The organism is Mucilaginibacter sp., from assembly GCF_028288205.1.
In the GTDB taxonomy this organism is placed as follows: domain Bacteria; phylum Bacteroidota; class Bacteroidia; order Sphingobacteriales; family Sphingobacteriaceae; genus Mucilaginibacter.
Genome location: NZ_JAQBOD010000006.1, coordinates 31,992 through 51,086 on the forward strand (window position 1 = coordinate 31,992; position 19,095 = coordinate 51,086).

General features: G+C 39.2%; 16 protein-coding genes. 2 read left to right on the forward strand and 14 right to left on the reverse strand.

Features of this window, described 5'->3' with window-relative positions; translation table 11 throughout:
• Positions 1-99: 99 nt before the first annotated feature.
• The 3 genes from JWR23_RS00910 to fucP form a co-directional block, all read right to left on the reverse strand.
• A complete protein-coding gene (locus tag JWR23_RS00910) occupies positions 100-696 on the reverse strand; it encodes a sigma-70 family RNA polymerase sigma factor (protein ID WP_299511765.1) in 597 nt (198 codons plus the stop codon).
• A 1,019-nt stretch (positions 697-1,715) separates the two neighbouring features.
• Positions 1,716-2,591, reverse strand: coding sequence for a YitT family protein (locus JWR23_RS00915; protein ID WP_299511768.1), 876 nt, complete (start codon positions 2,589-2,591; stop codon positions 1,716-1,718).
• An 85-nt stretch (positions 2,592-2,676) separates the two neighbouring features.
• A complete protein-coding gene (gene fucP / locus JWR23_RS00920) occupies positions 2,677-3,927 on the reverse strand; it encodes an L-fucose:H+ symporter permease (protein ID WP_299511771.1) in 1,251 nt (416 codons plus the stop codon).
• Between the two features lie 264 nt (positions 3,928-4,191).
• Here fucP and JWR23_RS00925 point away from each other — a divergent pair, with 264 nt between their 5' ends.
• Positions 4,192-4,512: a phosphoribosylpyrophosphate synthetase gene (locus JWR23_RS00925; protein WP_299511773.1), complete on the forward strand. Its 321-nt coding sequence runs from the start codon at positions 4,192-4,194 to the stop codon at positions 4,510-4,512.
• Here JWR23_RS00925 and JWR23_RS00930 read toward each other — a convergent pair.
• Positions 4,509-4,868 (reverse strand): cupin domain-containing protein, encoded by a 360-nt coding sequence (locus tag JWR23_RS00930; protein ID WP_299511775.1) that lies wholly within the window; start codon positions 4,866-4,868, stop codon positions 4,509-4,511. The genes JWR23_RS00925 and JWR23_RS00930 overlap by 4 nt on opposite strands.
• A gap of 16 nt (positions 4,869-4,884) precedes the next feature.
• The gene (locus tag JWR23_RS00935) at positions 4,885-5,757 is read right to left on the reverse strand and encodes a DUF1080 domain-containing protein (protein ID WP_299511777.1); all 873 of its coding nucleotides are present in this window, start codon (positions 5,755-5,757) and stop codon (positions 4,885-4,887) included.
• A 134-nt stretch (positions 5,758-5,891) separates the two neighbouring features.
• Between JWR23_RS00935 and JWR23_RS00940 the strand changes: the two genes are divergently transcribed.
• Positions 5,892-7,442 (forward strand): MFS transporter, encoded by a 1,551-nt coding sequence (locus JWR23_RS00940; protein WP_299511779.1) that lies wholly within the window; start codon positions 5,892-5,894, stop codon positions 7,440-7,442.
• A 54-nt stretch (positions 7,443-7,496) separates the two neighbouring features.
• Here JWR23_RS00940 and JWR23_RS00945 read toward each other — a convergent pair whose 3' ends face one another.
• The 9 genes from JWR23_RS00945 to JWR23_RS00985 all read right to left on the reverse strand — a co-directional run bounded on the left by JWR23_RS00945 (position 7,497) and on the right by JWR23_RS00985 (position 19,080).
• Positions 7,497-7,952: a DsrE family protein gene (locus JWR23_RS00945; RefSeq protein WP_299511781.1), complete on the reverse strand. Its 456-nt coding sequence runs from the start codon at positions 7,950-7,952 to the stop codon at positions 7,497-7,499.
• Between the two features lie 37 nt (positions 7,953-7,989).
• Positions 7,990-8,832 (reverse strand): c-type cytochrome, encoded by an 843-nt coding sequence (locus tag JWR23_RS00950; protein WP_299511783.1) that lies wholly within the window; start codon positions 8,830-8,832, stop codon positions 7,990-7,992.
• A 187-nt stretch (positions 8,833-9,019) separates the two neighbouring features.
• Positions 9,020-9,931 carry an SDR family oxidoreductase gene (locus JWR23_RS00955; protein ID WP_299511785.1) on the reverse strand — a complete coding sequence of 304 codons (912 nt, stop codon included), beginning with the start codon at positions 9,929-9,931 and terminating at the stop codon, positions 9,020-9,022.
• 144 nt (positions 9,932-10,075) lie between these two features.
• The gene (locus JWR23_RS00960; RefSeq protein ID WP_299511787.1) at positions 10,076-11,884 is read right to left on the reverse strand and encodes a long-chain fatty acid--CoA ligase; all 1,809 of its coding nucleotides are present in this window, start codon (positions 11,882-11,884) and stop codon (positions 10,076-10,078) included.
• Positions 11,885-11,970: 86 nt separating this feature from the next.
• Entirely contained in the window at positions 11,971-13,149 is a 1,179-nt protein-coding gene (locus JWR23_RS00965) for an acetyl-CoA C-acyltransferase (RefSeq protein WP_299511789.1), read from the reverse strand.
• Between the two features lie 27 nt (positions 13,150-13,176).
• On the reverse strand, positions 13,177-15,558 hold the full coding sequence (locus JWR23_RS00970; protein WP_299511792.1) for a 3-hydroxyacyl-CoA dehydrogenase/enoyl-CoA hydratase family protein: 2,382 nt from the start codon (positions 15,556-15,558) through the stop codon (positions 13,177-13,179).
• Between the two features lie 111 nt (positions 15,559-15,669).
• Positions 15,670-16,155: a thioesterase family protein gene (locus tag JWR23_RS00975; protein ID WP_299511794.1), complete on the reverse strand. Its 486-nt coding sequence runs from the start codon at positions 16,153-16,155 to the stop codon at positions 15,670-15,672.
• Positions 16,156-16,171: 16 nt separating this feature from the next.
• Positions 16,172-17,968, reverse strand: a complete 1,797-nt coding sequence (locus JWR23_RS00980) for an acyl-CoA dehydrogenase family protein (protein ID WP_299511796.1) — start codon at positions 17,966-17,968, stop codon at positions 16,172-16,174.
• A gap of 224 nt (positions 17,969-18,192) precedes the next feature.
• Entirely contained in the window at positions 18,193-19,080 is an 888-nt protein-coding gene (locus tag JWR23_RS00985) for an AraC family transcriptional regulator (RefSeq protein WP_299511799.1), read from the reverse strand.
• Between the last annotated feature and the right edge of the window lie 15 nt (positions 19,081-19,095).

Consider the following 19,095-nt stretch of genomic DNA (forward strand, 5'->3'; position numbering starts at 1 on the left):
ACTTCTTTCATAAAAAAGGGGGGGATGATTAAAAATATTATTTACTATAGGGAAGATTTGACAACTTTTAAAAAGTTGTCAAATCTATTAGGTACATTATCATAACATCATTTTGGCAATAACCAACAGGTAAATACCCACTAAATGATCATTAGGATGTTTATCCACATATTCTTTAACGCTTTTAACAGCAATTGATAAATACTCTTTTACGGTGTGTTTAGATATATTGAGTTCGCGCGCTGTTTCCTCATAGCTTTTACCTTGCAGTTTGCACAAGTCAAAAACCTTTTGCTTTTGGGGCGACAGGTTTAAACAAGCCTTATTAATTAGCTGCAGCCGGGCCTCTTTTAAAAATGCGTCTGTATTATCATCATAGGCAAAATCGCCTTCTATCAGTGTAAAAGTTAAAGCCTGCTTTAAAGCCTTTTTTAAATGGGTTAATGATTTGTTATAGCTTACTACAAACAACCAGTTAGCAACAGGTTTTTGGGGATCTAACTTTGCCCTGTTTAACCATAATGCTATAAATACTTCCTGTAAAATATTTTCAGACCCTTCGGCATCCTTCAGCAGTTTAAAAATGTTTTTATAAATAGCCGGATGATATTTAAAATAGATACTGTTATAGGCTTTTATCTCATCGTTTTGCAACCGAATGATAAGTTCAGAATCACTATAATTCTCTACACCCATAATATAAATTCAGCAGGTAATTGATTTGGCTATAAGGTTGCAATTGGGGTAATACGTAAACCTATTTAATAAAATCAACAATTACAAAAACAAGTTCTGATTAATATAAAAATTCGACTTTTTGGGTGATACTATTTTGTAAGTGTTGCACCCTATTGCAAAGTGTTGCATGTATTGCGCAACGCAACACCTTAAAACAAAAAAGGGACTGCCTAAGACAATCCCTTTTGTTAATGAGTATGACTACTCAAATTATTTTGCTGCTCTTCTAGACTCAGCTTTGTTAGCCTGGTAAGCCAATGGAATGATAATGGCGCCTAATAATGCAACAACTTCTAATACTACTAACATAATGTTTTGATTTTAATTTAATTATTTATTCAATGATTTATAGTTTCTCAGAAAACAATTATTTCTTTCTGATATACCTTCATCTTTCAATTTAAGGTTTAGGAGCGAGAACAAATTGCATTCTTTTGAACAGTTATCGTCACAAAATATGCCATAAAATTTTGGAGGCATATATGGTGAAAAAACGCAAATTTTGAAATTAAGTATTTAAAAAAATCATTTACAAACCAACAACTTTAATAAAAATTTAGTTGTGTTTTAAAATCGTCAAATAAAAAATACAGCGTTATTAAAGACAAAAAAATATTTTTTTGAAAAAAGCCAGAAATACACGAAAAAATCACTGACAATTATAAATATTAGGTTTTTTTAGGTGATATAACACAATAAAACGTGTCGAAAGTAGATTTTAACCGAAAAAAAATGGCGTCTGACGCATTTTCCTGAATTTTTCCATGAAAAAAAATTCAATTACCAATCCCTTAACATTTTTAAAAAAATTAACAGACATTTTGTCATCAACATGACACAACCTGGTTTTACTGACAATAAATCAGCAAAAATACTGCCAAACAGTTGTTTAACCCAACAGGAAAGGCTCAGCTTTGTGTAAATAGCTTAAAAATTAGGTATGCCAAAAACCCGTACAGCTACTATACGGTTTTAGGTTAGTGAGCCAATGGTTGTCGTTTAATTAGTCCGCCTCTTACTTCTGTTACCGAGTTGGTAATGATAAAAGCGTTAGGATCTATTTGCTGTACGCGGGCAACCAGCCTCTGCACATCAAGCCGGGTTATAACTGTAACTATTATATCAACTTGCTTTTCTTCAATTTCAGTTTTGCCAAAACCCCGTTCGCCTTTATATACAGTTACACCACGATGCAAATGCCGCATTATAACATTTTTTATCAACTCGCTTTTTGGTGATACAATAGTTACTGAAGTATATTCATCAAAACCCTGAACTATATAATTTATAGTTTGTGTTGCCGCCAGGTAAGTAAGTATAGAATATAAAGCCGATTCTATCCCTAAAAAAAAGGCTGCTATACCAAATATAAAAATATTAATAACCAGGATGATTTGCCCTATAGATAAAACAGAGTGCGGATTAATATAAACTGCTAACAATTCGGTTCCGTCTATTACGCTGCCGCCCCGCATAGCCAGGCCTATTCCGGTGCCTAAAAAGAATCCGCCAAAAACGGCTGTCAGTAATTTATCCTTAGTTATTAACGGGAAGCTTACAAAATATAATACCAGGGCTAAAACTACAATTGCCGTCAACGTTTTAATAGCAAAGAGTTTATCAATCCGCTTATAACCCAACCAAATAAACGGAATATTAATAATCAGGATCAATATAGATATTGGCCACCCGGTAATGGAGCTTATTAACAAGGATATACCCGTAACACCGCCATCAATAAACTCATTTGGTATTAAAAATCCTTTTAACCCAAACGCGGCACTAACTATGCCAATGGCAATCATTATAATTCTGGTAATTTCTATGCGCCGGTATGCTTGCTTCCTGTTCATATACTTCATATTAAATGTTATATGAAATATAAGTAAATCTATACGAAACTAATAGCCCTGCTGTTCTTTTTTATTTCTTGCAGATTTAATGAGCTATACTAACCCTGGATAATTTAACAGCAAACAATACAATAAATGCATAACAAATTATAGGCAGGTAATAAGCTGTGGCAACATTATGATCGGCAATTAATCCCATCAGGTATGGAAATACAGCGCCACCCGCAACACCCATAACAATAAACGATGAAGCCTGTTGCTTATACGGCCCCAGGTCCTTTAAACCGAGGCTGTAAATTGTAGGATACATTACACTTAAAAAGAAGTTAAGCATCATTAAAGCGATAAATGATACCCATCCAAAAGACTGCGCAATAATCAAACACATGATAATACTACCTGTAGCAAACGTAGCCAGGAATTTATTAGGTTGAATATATCGCAATAAAAACGCGCCCGAAAAACGGCCAATAGTTTTTAATACCATACTAAAAGCAAACCAATATGCAGCCTTGTCGGCGGGGAGTTTCATCACCTCTACCCCATATATAATAAAGAATGCCCATGTACCACCTTGTGCGGCTACATTACAAAATTGGGCTAAAATAGCCCACGCAAAATGCCGGTGTTTAAATAATCCCTTTAAGCTTTGCGGTTTAGCTTCTTCGGTTGGGGCAGCACTTAACACGTTAGCTTTATTTGATACATCTTCTCTTATATCAGGTATTTTTAGAAAGAAAAACCCGCAGGCAATAAGCAATATGGCACAACCAATAATAGTATATACCACTTTAACCGAATAAAGATCATGAGAATGCAGCTGCACGGCCCTTAAAATAAAATAACCGCCAATAACCGGTCCTGTTATACCGCCAATACCATTAAATCCCTGGGCAAAATTTAAACGCTGCGCGCTGGTTTCCTGGCTGCCCAGGCTTGCCGCAAACGGATGCGCGACAGTTTCAAGCGTTGCCATACCACAGGCCAGTATAAATAATGACACTCTGAAAAATGTAAATGAGGCAGCATCGGCTGCAGGTATAAATAAAAATGCTCCGGTAGCAAACAACAGCAGGCCCAATAATACGCCATACTTATAGCCAAACCTTTTCATAAATAAACCGGCCGGTATACCCATTACTGCATACGCCCCAAAAATGGAAAATTGTATAAGCGTTGATCTTGATTTGGATATATGCAATACTTCCTTAAAATGTTTATTAAGCACATCGCCCATGGTCATGGAAATACCCCACATCATAAACAGGCTAACTACACATATTAACGTTACCACATATTTGCGCTCGGTAAAAGCGTGCTTGGTATTATTTGACACTTAGATTCTTTTTAGAATTGTTAAAAATTGGTGTTGTTTTATAGGGCACGAGTTTAAGGAAAAAAAGTGATTTGTTGCGAAGGTGCCTTGATTAAATTGCCTGAAATTATGGTTGGTCAGGTGGGGTCAGGTGGGGTCAGGTGGGTCAGGGTAGACCGGGTGGGGTCAGGTGTTTCTGTTTTGTTATAGCTTTAATGCATTAATATCATTTTCATTTTTACATTATTTATTCCTTAATTTTATTGTTCATCATACCCTACTGCCATGAAACAGAAATTCCACTATGCCACCGTTACCGAAGCCATTGAGCAATTGCGCAAACAAGGCTTTACGCTTGACTTTAATTTGAAAGAAAACCAGTTGCTAATTGGCGAACAAGCTTACCCGGCAGACGAGTTTGAGATTGTAGACCTGTACCGCTACGAAGGCGCATCTGACCCGGGTGATGAGGCTACAGTTTATGCACTGGCCTCTCCTGCCGGAGTTAAAGGGATTTTGGTAACCGGCTATGGCGCGTCGTCAGATCCAATTGCAACCGAAACCCTTAATAAGCTACATTATAAATATCAGCAGACAGATAGTTAACTTGTTGCAGTAATCAGCATATCTTCACGGCAAGGTGTAAAAGCTTCAACAAGCGTTCCTGCTTCAATACATAGTAAGCCATGAACAATATTTGATGGTACAAAATAGCCATCGTGTTGCTTTAATATCTTTTTTTCATCACCAATAGTTAGTTCAAATACACCGTTTTCTACATAGCTGGCCTGTACATGCGAATGATGGTGCAAAGCACCAATAGCCCCTGTTTCGAACATTATTTTAACCAGCATTAGCCGACTATTGTAACCGTATATTAATCTTTTCATACCCGGCCCTGCATTCTGGTATGCTATTTCTGTACCAGTTTGAAATATTGCACTTTGCGTTGAATTTTCCATTTTATCAGCTATTATATTATTCAAAATAAGAAGCGTATTCCGACGGGATACCATTAATACTCTTTATCTGTACGTCCTTATAAAAAACCTCGGCGGCTTCACTTTGTAATTGTATTTTTCCTTTAACCAATGGCTTAATAATGTCACCATCTTTATATACCAATTGGGTAAGCGCCATCACTACATGGCCGTTTATTATTTGCAGACTCTTATCGCCGTAACAAATCAGTTCAACACTGTTCCAGTCGCCTGGTTTTTCGTAGTCGTGGCTGTGTTGTACAAAGCCTGATCGATGCCCACCTACACCCATCTGCGTATCAATACCTTTCGGATCATAAACAGCCATATCCTTTCGCGCCGCGGGATCATGCATTTTAATATGGGCGCCTACTGCCGCTACGCACCAATAATCGCCAAAGCCACCCTCCATTATTTGAAACTCTTCGGCCTGCATCCATGATCGCCAATAATCTACCCCCAATTCGCCTTGCGAATGATACAACAGTCCTGAATCTTTCGGCTCATTTAAGCGGGGTGTCCATTTTTTATCGCCAAATTTTACCATTAGCTTTAAATGATAGTTTTGAAACTCCTGTTTGGTAAACATGCAGCCATAGGTTTCGCCGCTTATTCTTACCACAGGTTCATTGTTAACCATTGTTACAGATACCAATCCGGCTTCATTTTTATCATATCCTATGGGTTGTATTAATTCGCCCTTTTCATTTACCGGGGCTTTGCCGTGATAGTCATCTTTGTGGCGGAAACTCTGATAAATGCGCCATTTACTTAAATCTTTATCCAATAATTTCTCCCAGCCGCCATCATTTATAAATGAGGCAGATAGCAGAAAAATGCTTAATAAAACAACAGAAATAATCTTCTTCATGGTTATAATCATAAATTTATAAATACAATAATACTAAGTATTATACAGACAGGCTTAGCTTTATAATTATGCACAAGTGATATAAAACAGATAATGCAAAATATAGTTAGTATTGTATTAAATCTAAAACCTTAATGGCAACAGTAGCGCTTCGCAGTCCGGCAGGTAAATGGATCATGGTATCAACCATACTGGCCTCTGCTATGGCATTTATTGACGCCACAGCATTAAATGTTGTATTACCATCTCTGCAAAAAAGTTTAAATGCAAGCGGTGCCGATTTATTCTGGATACTAAATGCTTACTTATTAATGCTGGCTTCGCTCATACTAATTGGCGGTGCCATGGGCGATAAACTGGGCCGGAAAAAGATATTCATGCTGGGGATACTCATATTCATATGCGGATCTGCCGCTTGTGGATTGGCCGGCAGTGTATTGCTATTGGTTGTTTTTAGAATATTACAAGGTATAGGCGGCGCTTTAATGATACCGGGAAGCTTATCTCTTATCTCTTCCTCAATAAACGCTAAAGAGCGGGGGAAAGCGATTGGCACATGGTCTGCATTTACAACAGTAGTAACTATGGGCGGCCCCATATTGGGCGGTGCTTTGGCTGATGCCGGATTATGGCGATATATTTTTTTTATTAACGTGCCAATTGGTATTGCAGCATTATTAATGTTAACATGGAAGGTAAAAGAAATTAAAGACGAGGATAATACTAAAGGTCTTGATTTCCCCGGAGCCATTACCATCGCATTGGGATTAGCGTTCATTACCTTTGGTTTTTTGCGGATACCCACTATAGGTTTATACAACATACAGGCTTACGGTTCGCTGGCAGCAGGAGTTTTGTTTTTGATAGTATTTATTATCATCGAAATAAAAAGCGATAACCCTATGATGCCACTAAAGTTATTTGCCAGCTCCACCTTTAGCGGCGCTAATTTGCTTACTTTCTTTTTATATGCCGGGCTTGGCGCCGGAATGTTATTCCTGTCGTTAAACCTGGTACAGGTGCAAGGTTATAGCCAACTACAATCGGGGTTAACATTTTTACCGTTTACGGTGTTAATGATAACTATTGCCCGTTACGCAGGTAGTTTAGCAGATAAATTAGGGCCGCGGTTATTTCTGATTGGTGGCCCGGCAATAGCAGGAGCGGGATTGCTCATCCTTTCATTCATCAAACAAACCAATGGGCCTTCAGACTACTGGATCACCTTCTTCCCCGGCATATTAGTTTTGGGCCTGGGTATGTCTTTCACCGTAGCGCCACTTACCGCGGCAGTTATGGGTGCCGTGAGCGATCATTTTTCGGGAACAGCTTCGGGTATTAACAATGCCATGACGCGTATATCCGGTGTTTTTGCTAACGCGATATTTGGCGCTTTGGCGGTCCTGTTTTTCTCGGGAGCTTTACAGCAGGAAATCAAGACGATCTCTATTAACGCAAAAGATAAGCAGGAAATAATTCAACAAGCCTCTAATTTAGGTAATGCCAAACCACCAACCAGTATTACCGGTACTAATAAGCAGGTTATTGAAAAAGCTTATCATACCAGCTTTATAACAGCTTATGCCAATATTATGCGCATTTCGGCAGCGCTTGGTTTTTTTGGCGCGTTGATGGCCTTGATCTTTATCAGGAATAGTACGCTTATAAAAAACAACAAGCCTTAACAAGGCTACTGAATTTTATAGCAGGAATTAATTTATTGTTTAGTTAAGGCAAACTTATGGATGCACAATCGTCCAGCCATCATTTCCACGAATAATGATCTCGCCATTACCACTTGGCACATAGCCTATAAAAGGGAACAGGGTGTTTTTATCAATATTTCTTTCTCTTACTGTATTGCTGCATTCTGCCAATATTACTCCCTTTTTTTGCAAAGCCAACAATGATGCCTCATAAGGGTTTTCTTTTAAAAACATGGTATATCCACCAGCAAATGCAACCAATTCAACTTCCAGTTTACCTTTAAGGCGTGGGTCCTCCAGGGCATTATCAATATTGCGTAAAGTCATTTTTATTTTCGCCGGGTCAGCCTCGTCAATAAAATACAAGGCTTTGTAATGATCTTTGGTAGCAAGCGCTCCCTGGTAATCAGCATTGGTTGTTTGTGCCAGAGCAGGTTTTAACGATGTAACACCAACAATGATAATAAAGTATTTAATTAAGTTTTTCATATTAACGGTTTATATGGTTCATATTGATGTTTAAAAGTTAATTTTTTTGAGCATCCGCAATTGGTTTAAAAGGACCATATTTATGCTGACTTTCGCTAAACCCGTCTGCATAAGGGCCAAATGGAAAGTCGATAGGTTTCTTTTTTATATCCTTCCAATCATTATGCTGATCGAAATGCGGCCGGGGTTGTGAGTTAACAAAAGCCGCTACGTTCCATGCTTCCTCATCAGTTAATTGTGGTTTTTTGTATGTGGTTCCGTAAGGCATATTATTTTTCACAAAACCTGCAAAGCTGCTTATTCTATACAGTCCGGCACCGTCATTATAGCTATGCCTGCCCCATAAGGGCGGATAAATATATACAGTTTTATTGGCAGCAAGCACCCCGCCGCCATTGGCGCCATGGCAAACCAGGCATTTAAGCATGAACACTGCCCTACCCTTTAATGTATCGGCCTCATGATCCATATAAGCCAGCTTAATAATACCACTACCCGCCGGTTTTTGCCATTTTACTACATCTTGGCCTAACCATTTAATATAGACCACCATAGCCTTCATTTCTTTTGATGTGGTATCAAGCGCCTTGCCATTAAGGCTCCTTTGAAAGCAGCCATTAATGCGGCCTGCTATTGATAATACGCTGCTGGTTCGTGCCATAAATTGCGGGTAGGTTGCAGCAACAGCGGTTAGGCTAAGTCCGTAAGGTTTAGTGCCTGCATTATTATGGCAGTTCTGGCAATTCATTCCGTTTGCCAGTGCCGCAATTTTACCTTTTGGACCTAAATAATAAGCAGTACGCGCTATCAGATCTTTACCATACAATATTTCTTTTTCCGGATTGCCTGGCGAGATTTCTATATTCGAATTGAATATCATACAGATACTGATACAAGTTGCAATTAAAAATAAAAAGCGCATTATGAGATATTCTTTAAAGCAAAGTAACAAAAAAAGCGAATAATCAAGTTGGCTATCTAATTAAATGATAATTTATAATTGGCGATAAAAACAATAAAATTCCCAGGCCGAACAGATTTGTGCTTAAATTGTCAGGGCAATTGACTTAAAGGCCCGCCCTCGCTTTCTCCATACTGTCCCACATTTTATCAGGTATGATTTCAAGTGCGTTAAATTGACCTGCACCCTGCAACCATTCACCTCCATCAATGGTAATTACTTCCCCGTTAACGTAGCCTGAAAAATCCGATACCAGAAAAGCGGCCAGGTTGGCTAACTCCTGGTGTTCGCCAAGGCGCTTTAGAGGTACTTTACTCTTAAAATCGAGTTTTTGAGCTATTTCTCCGGGTAATAACTGTTTCCATGCACCTTTAGTTGGGAAAGGCCCGGGAGCAATGGCGTTGGTTCTTATTCCATACTTCCCCCACTCTACCGCTAATGACCTGGTCATGGCAAGCACCCCACCTTTTGCGCAGGCCGATGGCACTACATAAGCAGAGCCTGTAAAAGCATAGGTTGTTACTATATTTAGTATGTTACCGGGTATTTTTTCTCTAATCCAATACTTGCCTAAAGCCAGGGAACAATTAACAGAGCCTTTTAATACAATATCTATAATTGTTGAGAATGCATTGGCCGACAGGCGTTCTGTAGGCGAAATAAAATTACCCGCCGCGTTATTTATTAATATATCTATCCGGCCAAAAGCTTTAACAGCCTCCTGAAGCATTTTTTCAACTTCATCATATTTTCTTACATCGCAGGCAACCGCTAAAACCTTGCCGCCTGTTTCGGCTTCCATTTCGGCAGCCGTTTGCTTTAGTACATCAAACTTACGGCTGGTGATTACCAAATTAGCTCCTAATTTTAAAAAGTAGGTACCCATGGCCTTCCCGAGCCCGGTTCCACCACCTGTTATAATAACGGTTTTTCCCTTTAAAGCATCATCCTTTAACATACCCTTACTGTTCGCTGGTTTTGTATCTGCGGGCTCATCAATAGTTGTAGTAGTACTCATATTTAGTTAAAATTACGGTTCAGATGGTTTTGCTTAGCTCCTTAACCATTTCATGATTAATAGGATTTGAACGCCCTCTGTCGAGTGTAATTATCGCCAACTTATCGTTCACTGTTATTTGAAGCGCGCTCATAAGATTATTAGCTACAATATTGGAACTTCAGTCAATTCATCCAGATACATCTTTTCAATTTCAGCATGATATTTTTCTGTGATCACTTTCCTTTTCATTTTTCCGGTTGGTGTAAGCTCTCCGCTGTCGGTTGACCACTCATCAGTAAGCAACGTTATTTTTTTAACTTGCTCTACATGATTAAATTCAAGATTGAAGGCATCTACTATAGAATAGTACAAGTCAATTACTCTACTATCTTTAATAATTTGTTCGTTGGATGAAAAAGGTATATTATTTTGCATGCACCATGGTTTTAAATTGGCATAGGAAGGTACAATTAGCGCCGTCACAAATTTCTTTTCTGATCCTATAACTATCATTTGTGCAATAAAATAATTTTCCTTCATTTTATTTTCGATAGGTGTTGGGGCCACATATTTCCCTCCGGATGTTTTAAATATTTCCTTTTTGCGGTCGGTAATTTTTAAAAACGAATCCTGATCTAATACCCCGATATCCCCGGTATGGAACCATCCGTTCTCCATTACTTCTGCCGTTAGTCCCGGATTTTTGTAATACCCTTTCATAACACCAGGTCCTTTACAAAGTATTTCTCCATCATCTGCAATCATCACCTGTACACCACTCAATAGTGGGCCTACCGTTCCAAACTTTCTGCTGCTTTTCTGATAGTGGTTAACCGAAATTACCGGCGAAGTTTCAGTAAGCCCATAACCTTCTAAAATAACAATACCGGCAGCCGTAAAAATTTTTTCAAGCCTAACCGGGCAAGCAGAACTTCCAACTATTATAGCGCTTACATTTCCACCTATCGCCTTACGCCATTTACTATAAACCAACTTATCGGCTATAGCTAATTTTATTTTATACCATATACTTTTGTTGTCAATTTCAAATTGGTCGGCTATTTTTATTGACCATAAAAATATCTTACTTTTTATGCCTTTTAATTTCTTGCCTTCAATTATTATTTTCTCAAATACCTTTTCAAGCACTCTTGGTACTGCAGTAAAAAGATAAGGCTTTACCTCTCTCAAATTAACACCAATGGTATCTATACTTTCGGCATAGTAAATAGAATAACCAAAAAAGAAATAAATATAGGTTACCATTTTTTCGAAGATATGGTTCATCGGCAAAAAACTTAAAGCACGTTTTCGCGCTATAGGTATTTGATTAAGCACCAAACCCGAAGCCATTACATTACTCAAAATATTTTTATGGGTCAGCATCACTCCTTTTGGCCGGCCCGTTGTGCCTGAAGTATAAATTATAGTTGTTACATCATTTTCACTAATAGCATTGCTGACCGCTATTAAATTTTGACGGTCCTTCTTCTGTAATGGTTTAAATAATTCGGTCCAGTTAGTGCAGCCTTCTATAAGATCAAACGTAAAAATTGCTTTTAATGATGGAACTTTGGAGTGTACCTCATTTACCTTATCATACAATTCCTTATTGCTAACAAATACATATTTTACTTCTGCCTCGTTTAGTATCTGTTCAAGTTCTTTGGGATTGGTATTAGGATATAATGGCACTAACACAGCCCCAATTTGTTGTACAGCAAGGTCGGTTATTAACCATTCCGGGCGGCCCGGGCTTATAAGGCCTATTTTATCCCGACCCTCGGTTGTACCGTCTCCCCCGGAAACGCCCATATCCAAAAGAGCTATGGATAATTGATAAATCATATCATGCACTTCCTGCGTGCTGTATGATTTCCAGGCGCCATTAACTTTAGCATTTAACAAATCGTCCAGAGGCGCTTTGGCCTGAACTGCCATGCAATCAAATAATCTTGTCGCTTTTTCCATGTGTGGGCAGTATTATTATAAATGTTAGTATATCATCTTTACTTTTTCATTTTGTTCAGTTAGGCTAAAAATGCTAACCGGGCGTATTATTGTAATAATTCAAATATTCCTGCGGCGCCCTGTCCGGTACCTACACACATGGTAACCATACCATATTTTTTATCTCTTCTTTTCAGTTCATTAAAAAGCTGAACAGAAAGTTTTGCACCGGTGCAACCAAGCGGATGACCCAGGGCAATGGCCCCGCCGTTTACATTGATAATTTCAGGATCAAGATCCAACCCTTTAATAACAGCTAATGATTGCGAAGCAAAAGCCTCATTCAGTTCTATCAGATCTATATCCTGCTGTTTAATTCCTGCCATTTTTAACACCTTCGGGATAGCTAATAGCGGCCCAATCCCCATAATACGGGGAGGCACACCCACCACTGCATAATTAACCAGCCGCGCAATGGGTTCAAGTTTGTTTTCTTTCAAAAAACGCTCACTAACTACCATTACAAAAGCTGCCCCATCACTTGTTTGAGATGAGTTTCCGGCGGTAACTACTCCCCTGGCATCAAATACCGGCTTAAGTTTCGCCAGCGCGTCTAATGATGTATCTGCACGCGGCCCTTCATCGGTATCCACTTTAAATTCTCTTTTCGTTTTTCTTCCACTCTCATTCACATAAGTTTCCACAATACTTACAGGTATTATTTCATCTTTAAATTTTCCATTTTTAATTGCGTTGATTGCTTTTTGATGAGAATTGTAAGCAAACTGATCTTGTTCTTCACGGCCTATGTTATATTCTTTCGCAACGGCTTCGGCTGTTAAACCCATCCCCCAGTAATAATCAGGATGAGCAAGAGCTACATCTGCATTAGGTATTATACGCCAGCCACCCATTGGTATAAGGCTCATACTTTCAACGCCACCTGCAATTATGCAATCTGCTATTCCACTGTGTATTTTTGCCGATGCGATAGCTATAGTTTCCAAACCTGACGCGCAATACCGATTTACTGTCATGCCTGGTATCTTATCCGTATCCAGTGCCATTAAGGAGATCAATCTCCCTACATTCAGGCCCTGCTCTGCCTCGGGTGTCGCATTACCCACTATCACATCATCTATTTGCTCTTTATCTACATTGGGTATCGATGCCAGAAGCTGTTTAATAACATCTGCAGCAAGGGTATCCGGGCGGGTAAATCTAAAACCACCCCTGTTAGCTTTTCCAATTGCACTGCGGCAGGCCGCCACTATATAAGCATTCATTTTACTTAGAATTTATAGCTATTAAAATTAATTTCTTAAAACTTTTCCACCTGTTAAAATGGATTGAATACGCTCCAACGTTTTTCTTTCAGCACAAAGCGAGACAAAAGCTTCCCTTTCCAGGCCCAGTAAATATTCTTCGCTCACTAATGATGGCTGGGACAAGTCTCCGCCGGAAAGAATATAAGCCAGTTTTTGAGATATCTTTACATCATGCTCACTAATGTAATTGCCGCTATACATGGTGTTGGCGCCAACATAACCCAAACCCAGAGCCTGTTTACCCAATACCCTGATATCAGCGCGCGGGATGGGTTGTACATACCCTTCTTCTGCCATCATCAGGCAATGCTGCTTTGCTTCTGCTAATACCCTGTTTTGGGATACAACCACTACATCGCGGCCTTTTTTAAGGTAGCCTAATTCAAAGGCTTCATAAGCCGATGTGGAAACCTTGGCCTGGCCGATGGTTAAAAACCTTTCCCTGAAGTTATTTAATTCAATATCGCCCTCCTGAAGTTCATCCGAGAGGCGCAAGGCAAATTCTTTGGTGCCCCCACCGCCCGGGATCAGACCTACGCCAAACTCCACCAATCCTATGTACAATTCGGCATGAGCTACTACTTTATCGGCATGCATACACATTTCGCACCCCCCCCCTAATGCCATCTGGTGCGGGGCAACTACTACAGGAACAGAAGAATAACGTATGCGCATCATCGTATTTTGAAACGTTTTCACAACCATATTCAACTCATCAAATTCCTGTTCAACAGCCATCATAAATATCAACCCCACATTGGCTCCGGCACTAAAATTGGTTCCCTCATTTGAGATAACCAAGCCTTTGTAACTTGTTTCGGCCAGCGTAATGGCCTTATTAATGCCTTCTATCACTTCGCTTCCTATTGTATTCATTTTTGTATGAAACTCAAGGTTGAGTATTCCATCACCAATATCAGTAATAGTTGAGCCGCTATTTTTCCATACAGTATTTGTCGTACGGATATTATCCAGCAATATGAAGTTCTCTGTACCCGGGATTACTTTGTAGCTTTTAGTCGGGATGTCATAATACCATCGCGTACCATTTTCTGTTTTGTAGAAACTTTTTGCCCCGGAAGCAAGCATATCATACACCCATTGCGCGGGTTTATTGCCTGCAGTTTCCATTTCTTTTAACGTATTATCTACACCCAATGCGTCCCATTTTTCAAAAGGGCCCATCTCCCAGCCAAAACCTGCATTCATGGCAGCATCTATTTTATAGAATTCGTTTGATATTTCGGGGATACGGTTACTGGAATATGCAAAAAGCTGGTAAAAGGTAGTGCGATAAAAATCTCCGGCTTTATCCTTTGCAGCAAACAAAATTTTAAGCCTATCCTTCAAGCTATCAACCGTTTTGGTAGTTTCTAACGAGGCAAACTTTACCTTTTGCGAGGGTTTATATTCCAGAGTTTTAAGATCCAGTGCATAAAACTGATTAGTGCCGTCAACCTTTTCCTTTTTATAAAAACCCTGCCCTGTTTTACTTCCCAACCAATTGTTTTTAAGCATGTTGTTGACAAAATCAGGTATCCTGAATAGTTCTTTTGCTTCATCATCCGGCACGTTTTTGCTTAGTCCGTTTGCAACATGCACCATCGTATCTAATCCAACTACATCATTGGTGCGGAATGTTGCCGATTTGGGATGGCCAATAACAGGGCCCGTAAGTTTGTCCACCTCATCTATCGTCATACCGGTTTTGTCAACATAATGCAGTACAGTCATGATGCTGAAAACGCCTATACGGTTGCCTATAAATGCAGGTGTGTCTTTGGCCAGCACCGTAGTTTTACCCAAATACTTCTCGCCATACTCCATTAAAAAATCCACAACTCCGGTTAATGTATCCCTGGTCGGAATAATTTCTAACAACTTCAAGTATCGCGGCGGGTTAAAAAAATGGGTACCGCAAAAGTGGTGCTTAAAATCTTCACTGCGGCCTTCGGTCATTAAATGTATGGGAATGCCTGAAGTATTGGAAGTGATCAGGGTTCCCGGCTTTCTATATTTTTCTACTTTTTCAAATACTTTTTGCTTGATATCCAAACGCTCAATCACCACTTCTATCACCCAATCGCATTCTACAATTTTTGGCATATCATCTTCAAAGTTCCCGGTTACTATTCGCCTGGCGAAAGACTTTAAATAAATAGGTGAGGGGTTTGATTTCAAAGCGAAGTCGAGGGCATCGTTAACTATTTTATTCCTGGCTTTCTGATCCTCTGGGGGTGCATTTTCAGGCACTATATCAAGTAGTAATACCTGTACGCCGATGTTTGCAAAATGACAGGCAATACGGCTACCCATCACACCTGAACCCAATACTGCTACTTTTTTTATAATTCTTTTGGCATCCATAAAACACACATATTATATTGAAGAGTTTGAAATTTGCCTTAGGATATAATTATTAAGTAATTTACTCATTTCTACAGTATTATCAATTTAATTAATCTAATCAGGCATTATTTATTCCTCAGTGTAATCATTACTTTTAGGTGCCTTCATGAACAATTGGCTCAACTCTGCGGGTAAAATAGCAAGTTTGCGTTTTGTAGTATCAATCCATGCACCATCTGCTGTAATTACAGAAGCTTTAACGCCATCACTCCGGAATAGTTCATGCCTGATAGACCAGCGCGAACCATCAGGGCGTGATTTTGTGAGTTCGCATGTTATCCTGATATGTTCATTCATGCCTATTTCACGCAGATAAATTAGTTCTTCCCTGAATAATACCGGGCCGATTTTAAACTTATAAAGAGTAGATAGTTTTAAACCGATACTTTCAAGCATGGTTAACCTTGCCTGCGCTGCAAAGTCGGCATATGCAGAGTGCCTCATATGCTGGTTTGAATCTATTTGCGACCATAATACCTGCCCTTCATAAAAAACATTCATGGCATGATCATTTGAATTATTACCCGAATTTTTGACAGCTTCAGTTAGGCTCATAATTTTAAAGGATAGCTTAAAAACAATATTTATTTTCAGTGATCATCTTCGCAGCAATATTTCTTCGTGCTTGTGTGGTATTAATATCTTCGGTTTTAGTATAGCGCTTTAGTCCTATCATCATCATTTTCCTTTCATCACCATCAGTAAATGAATTCAGCGCTTCTCTTCCTGATTTGGCAATATGCTCGGCGGCATCATTTATATACACCCGCATCATATCTATCTGTTCCTTGCAGGCATCTTCACCTTTTAAACCTACCAGTTTCTCAACACGCAGCTGTAATGATTCGCTCACATAAAGTTCTATCAGCATATCAGCCAAACACATCAGTACTTCCTGCTCTTTACCCAATTGCGTCATCAGTTTTTGAACAGCTGCGCCTGCTACCATTAATGTTGCTTTTTTAAAATTGGCAATATATTTTTTCTCTTTTGAAAACAAACTTTCCTCTTCAGCTGCTCCAAAGTCAGGGATGCTTGTCAACTCGCCGGCAACTTTTTGGGCGGGCCCCATCAGGTCAAGTTCACCTTTTAGGGCACGTTTCAACATCATATCAACCATTAGCATCCGGTTAATTTCGTTGGTACCTTCAAAAATCCGGTTGATCCTGGAGTCCCGATAAGCTCTATCCATTGGTCCTTCTGCACTATAACCCATGCCGCCATAAATCTGAACGCCTTCATCGGCAACATAATCGAGCATTTCGGAAGCATGCACTTTAATAATTGCCGCCTCTATAGCAAACTGCTCCGTTCCTTTAAGCTTGGCTTTTGTTTCATCAAGCCCCGATGCCATAAACATCTCCGTAGCTTCTTCCATATTCTGGCTGGCACGGTAAATTGCAGATTCTGAAGCATAAGTGAGTATGACCTGCTGTGCCAGTTTATAACGAATAGCGCCATACTTTGAAATAGGCCGCCCAAATTGCTCCCGTTCATTTGCATAATGTACAGCAGATGTAATAATTTGCTTAGCTGCGCCAACAGTTGCCCCGCCTAATTTTATCCGGCCAATATTTAATATATTCACAGCTATTTTAAATCCATTCTGACGGTCGGAAAGCAGATTTTCTACCGGAACCTTACAATCATTGAAAAATACCTGCCGGGTTGAACTTCCTTTAATGCCCATTTTGTGTTCTTCAGGATTCAGAGAAATACCTTCAAAGCCTTTTTCTACTATAAAGGCACTTAGATTTTCATCATTATCAATTTTGGCGAACACGGTAAATATATCGGCAAAGCCGGCATTGGTTATCCACATCTTCTGGCCGGTGATGAGGTAATATTTACCATCTTCTGAAAGGCGGGCCCGCGCTTTACCGGAGTTGGCGTCAGAACCTGCACCCGGTTCAGTAAGACAATAAGCACCTTTCCATTCCCCACTGGCCAGTTTTGGAATATATTTTTGTTTTTGTGCCTCATTACCATAATATAGTATAGGCAAAATACCTATTCCGGAGTGTGCCGAGAACGCAACAGAAAACGAATTGCCTGCGCCTAATTTTTCGGTAACCAGCATAGATGTTTTAAAATCTTTTCCGAAACCACCATACACTTCAGGGATGGATATGCTTAGTAAGCCCAGGGCCCCGGCCTGTTCTATTAAATGAGGCATTAAACCCTTTTCCTGTTCATCAATACGGTTTAAATTGGGTATTACATTCTGGGCAAGAAAGTTTGTACAGGTTTCGGCAATCATTAATTGCTCTTCATTCCATTCTTCCGGAATAAAAATACTATCTGCCGGGGTTTCCCTTATCAGGAACTCTCCTCCCTTTATGGCTTTTACAGATTCAATATCATTCATAACTATAAGCGCTGATAATTAATAAGATTTTTAATTCGCCGAACTATATTTTATACTATAAAGCCCGGTAATAGTCTTTTTTAGTTTTTATATTGATATGAAGTAAAATTAGAATCCTTTTTAGATGAATAAAAGGCCTGCAATGCGGGGATATTAGTCAAAAAGTCGGAAAGAAGCGGGGCTTGTTGATTAAGGTTAACCCAATCAACATTTAACTAAGAATTTTAATGGGTAGATATCATCCGGTAATCAGAGGGCGACAGACCTGTATGTTTTTTAAAATATTTCCCAAATGAAGATTGATCAGGGAAATGAATATTTTCGGCTACCTGTGCGATACTGATCTCGTGGTTTCTTAATAATACTTTCGCCTCCAAAATTACAGCATCTTCTATCCATTCACCAGATGTTCTGCCGGTTACTTCTTTAATGGTTTCTGTTAAATGTTTAGACGACACAAAAAGTGCATCGGCATAAAATTGGACATTCCTGTGTTCTTTATAATGACGAAAAATCAGGTTCTGAAAAAGTAAATTTAATTCCTGTTTACGGTTCTGCTTACTCTTTAAAATTACATGTTGTTTTTCGTAAATAAATTCTACTTCATAAAGCAACGTAGTTAAAATACTTCGGGATATTTCCTGGCGATACGGATGCTCTTCGCGTTCTAATTTTTGCTGTATTAACAGATAGACCTCAAGCAGCATCTTCGCGTCCTGATGATCAGGATAAATAACCGGGAGGGACTCGCTCTTGAAATAGCTAAATGACTCCAGGAAATGGCTGTTAACATTATTCTCCGTTAAAAAAGCCTTAGAAAAAACAATAAATCTGCATAAAAAATCATCACTACTGTTATAAATCCTTAAAATATGAAAGGGCGTTGCCAAAAGCATAGCACCTGCCCTGGCCTGGTAAACCTGCAGGTTTACCTCTACTTCTGCTTTCCCCCTTGTACAAATACCAATGATGTAGCCATCAGAACGATAGGGGTATTCGCTCAACCCCAATAGTTGTTTTTCGTTAGTTATAAAAAAATCAGGGCCAATCAGTTTATCCGCATACAGGTCAGCAAACTTTGATAAGCTTAGTTGTGCAATTCTTTTACTCATTTGTTGGAAATATTT

Coding starts and splice junctions, on each gene's coding strand:
- JWR23_RS00955 (WP_299511785.1), bottom strand. CDS start 9,931: ATGAGTACTACTACAACTATTGATGAGCCCGCAGATACAAAACCAGCG.
- JWR23_RS00985 (WP_299511799.1), bottom strand. CDS start 19,080: ATGAGTAAAAGAATTGCACAACTAAGCTTATCAAAGTTTGCTGACCTG.
- JWR23_RS00975 (WP_299511794.1), bottom strand. CDS start 16,155: ATGAGCCTAACTGAAGCTGTCAAAAATTCGGGTAATAATTCAAATGAT.
- JWR23_RS00930 (WP_299511775.1), bottom strand. CDS start 4,868: ATGGAAAATTCAACGCAAAGTGCAATATTTCAAACTGGTACAGAAATA.
- JWR23_RS00950 (WP_299511783.1), bottom strand. CDS start 8,832: ATGATATTCAATTCGAATATAGAAATCTCGCCAGGCAATCCGGAAAAA.
- JWR23_RS00965 (WP_299511789.1), bottom strand. CDS start 13,149: ATGAATGCTTATATAGTGGCGGCCTGCCGCAGTGCAATTGGAAAAGCT.
- JWR23_RS00910 (WP_299511765.1), bottom strand. CDS start 696: ATGGGTGTAGAGAATTATAGTGATTCTGAACTTATCATTCGGTTGCAA.
- JWR23_RS00935 (WP_299511777.1), bottom strand. CDS start 5,757: ATGAAGAAGATTATTTCTGTTGTTTTATTAAGCATTTTTCTGCTATCT.
- JWR23_RS00925 (WP_299511773.1), top strand. CDS start 4,192: ATGAAACAGAAATTCCACTATGCCACCGTTACCGAAGCCATTGAGCAA.
- JWR23_RS00980 (WP_299511796.1), bottom strand. CDS start 17,968: ATGAATGATATTGAATCTGTAAAAGCCATAAAGGGAGGAGAGTTCCTG.
- JWR23_RS00970 (WP_299511792.1), bottom strand. CDS start 15,558: ATGGATGCCAAAAGAATTATAAAAAAAGTAGCAGTATTGGGTTCAGGT.
- JWR23_RS00945 (WP_299511781.1), bottom strand. CDS start 7,952: ATGAAAAACTTAATTAAATACTTTATTATCATTGTTGGTGTTACATCG.
- JWR23_RS00915 (WP_299511768.1), bottom strand. CDS start 2,591: ATGAACAGGAAGCAAGCATACCGGCGCATAGAAATTACCAGAATTATA.
- JWR23_RS00960 (WP_299511787.1), bottom strand. CDS start 11,884: ATGGAAAAAGCGACAAGATTATTTGATTGCATGGCAGTTCAGGCCAAA.
- JWR23_RS00940 (WP_299511779.1), top strand. CDS start 5,892: ATGGCAACAGTAGCGCTTCGCAGTCCGGCAGGTAAATGGATCATGGTA.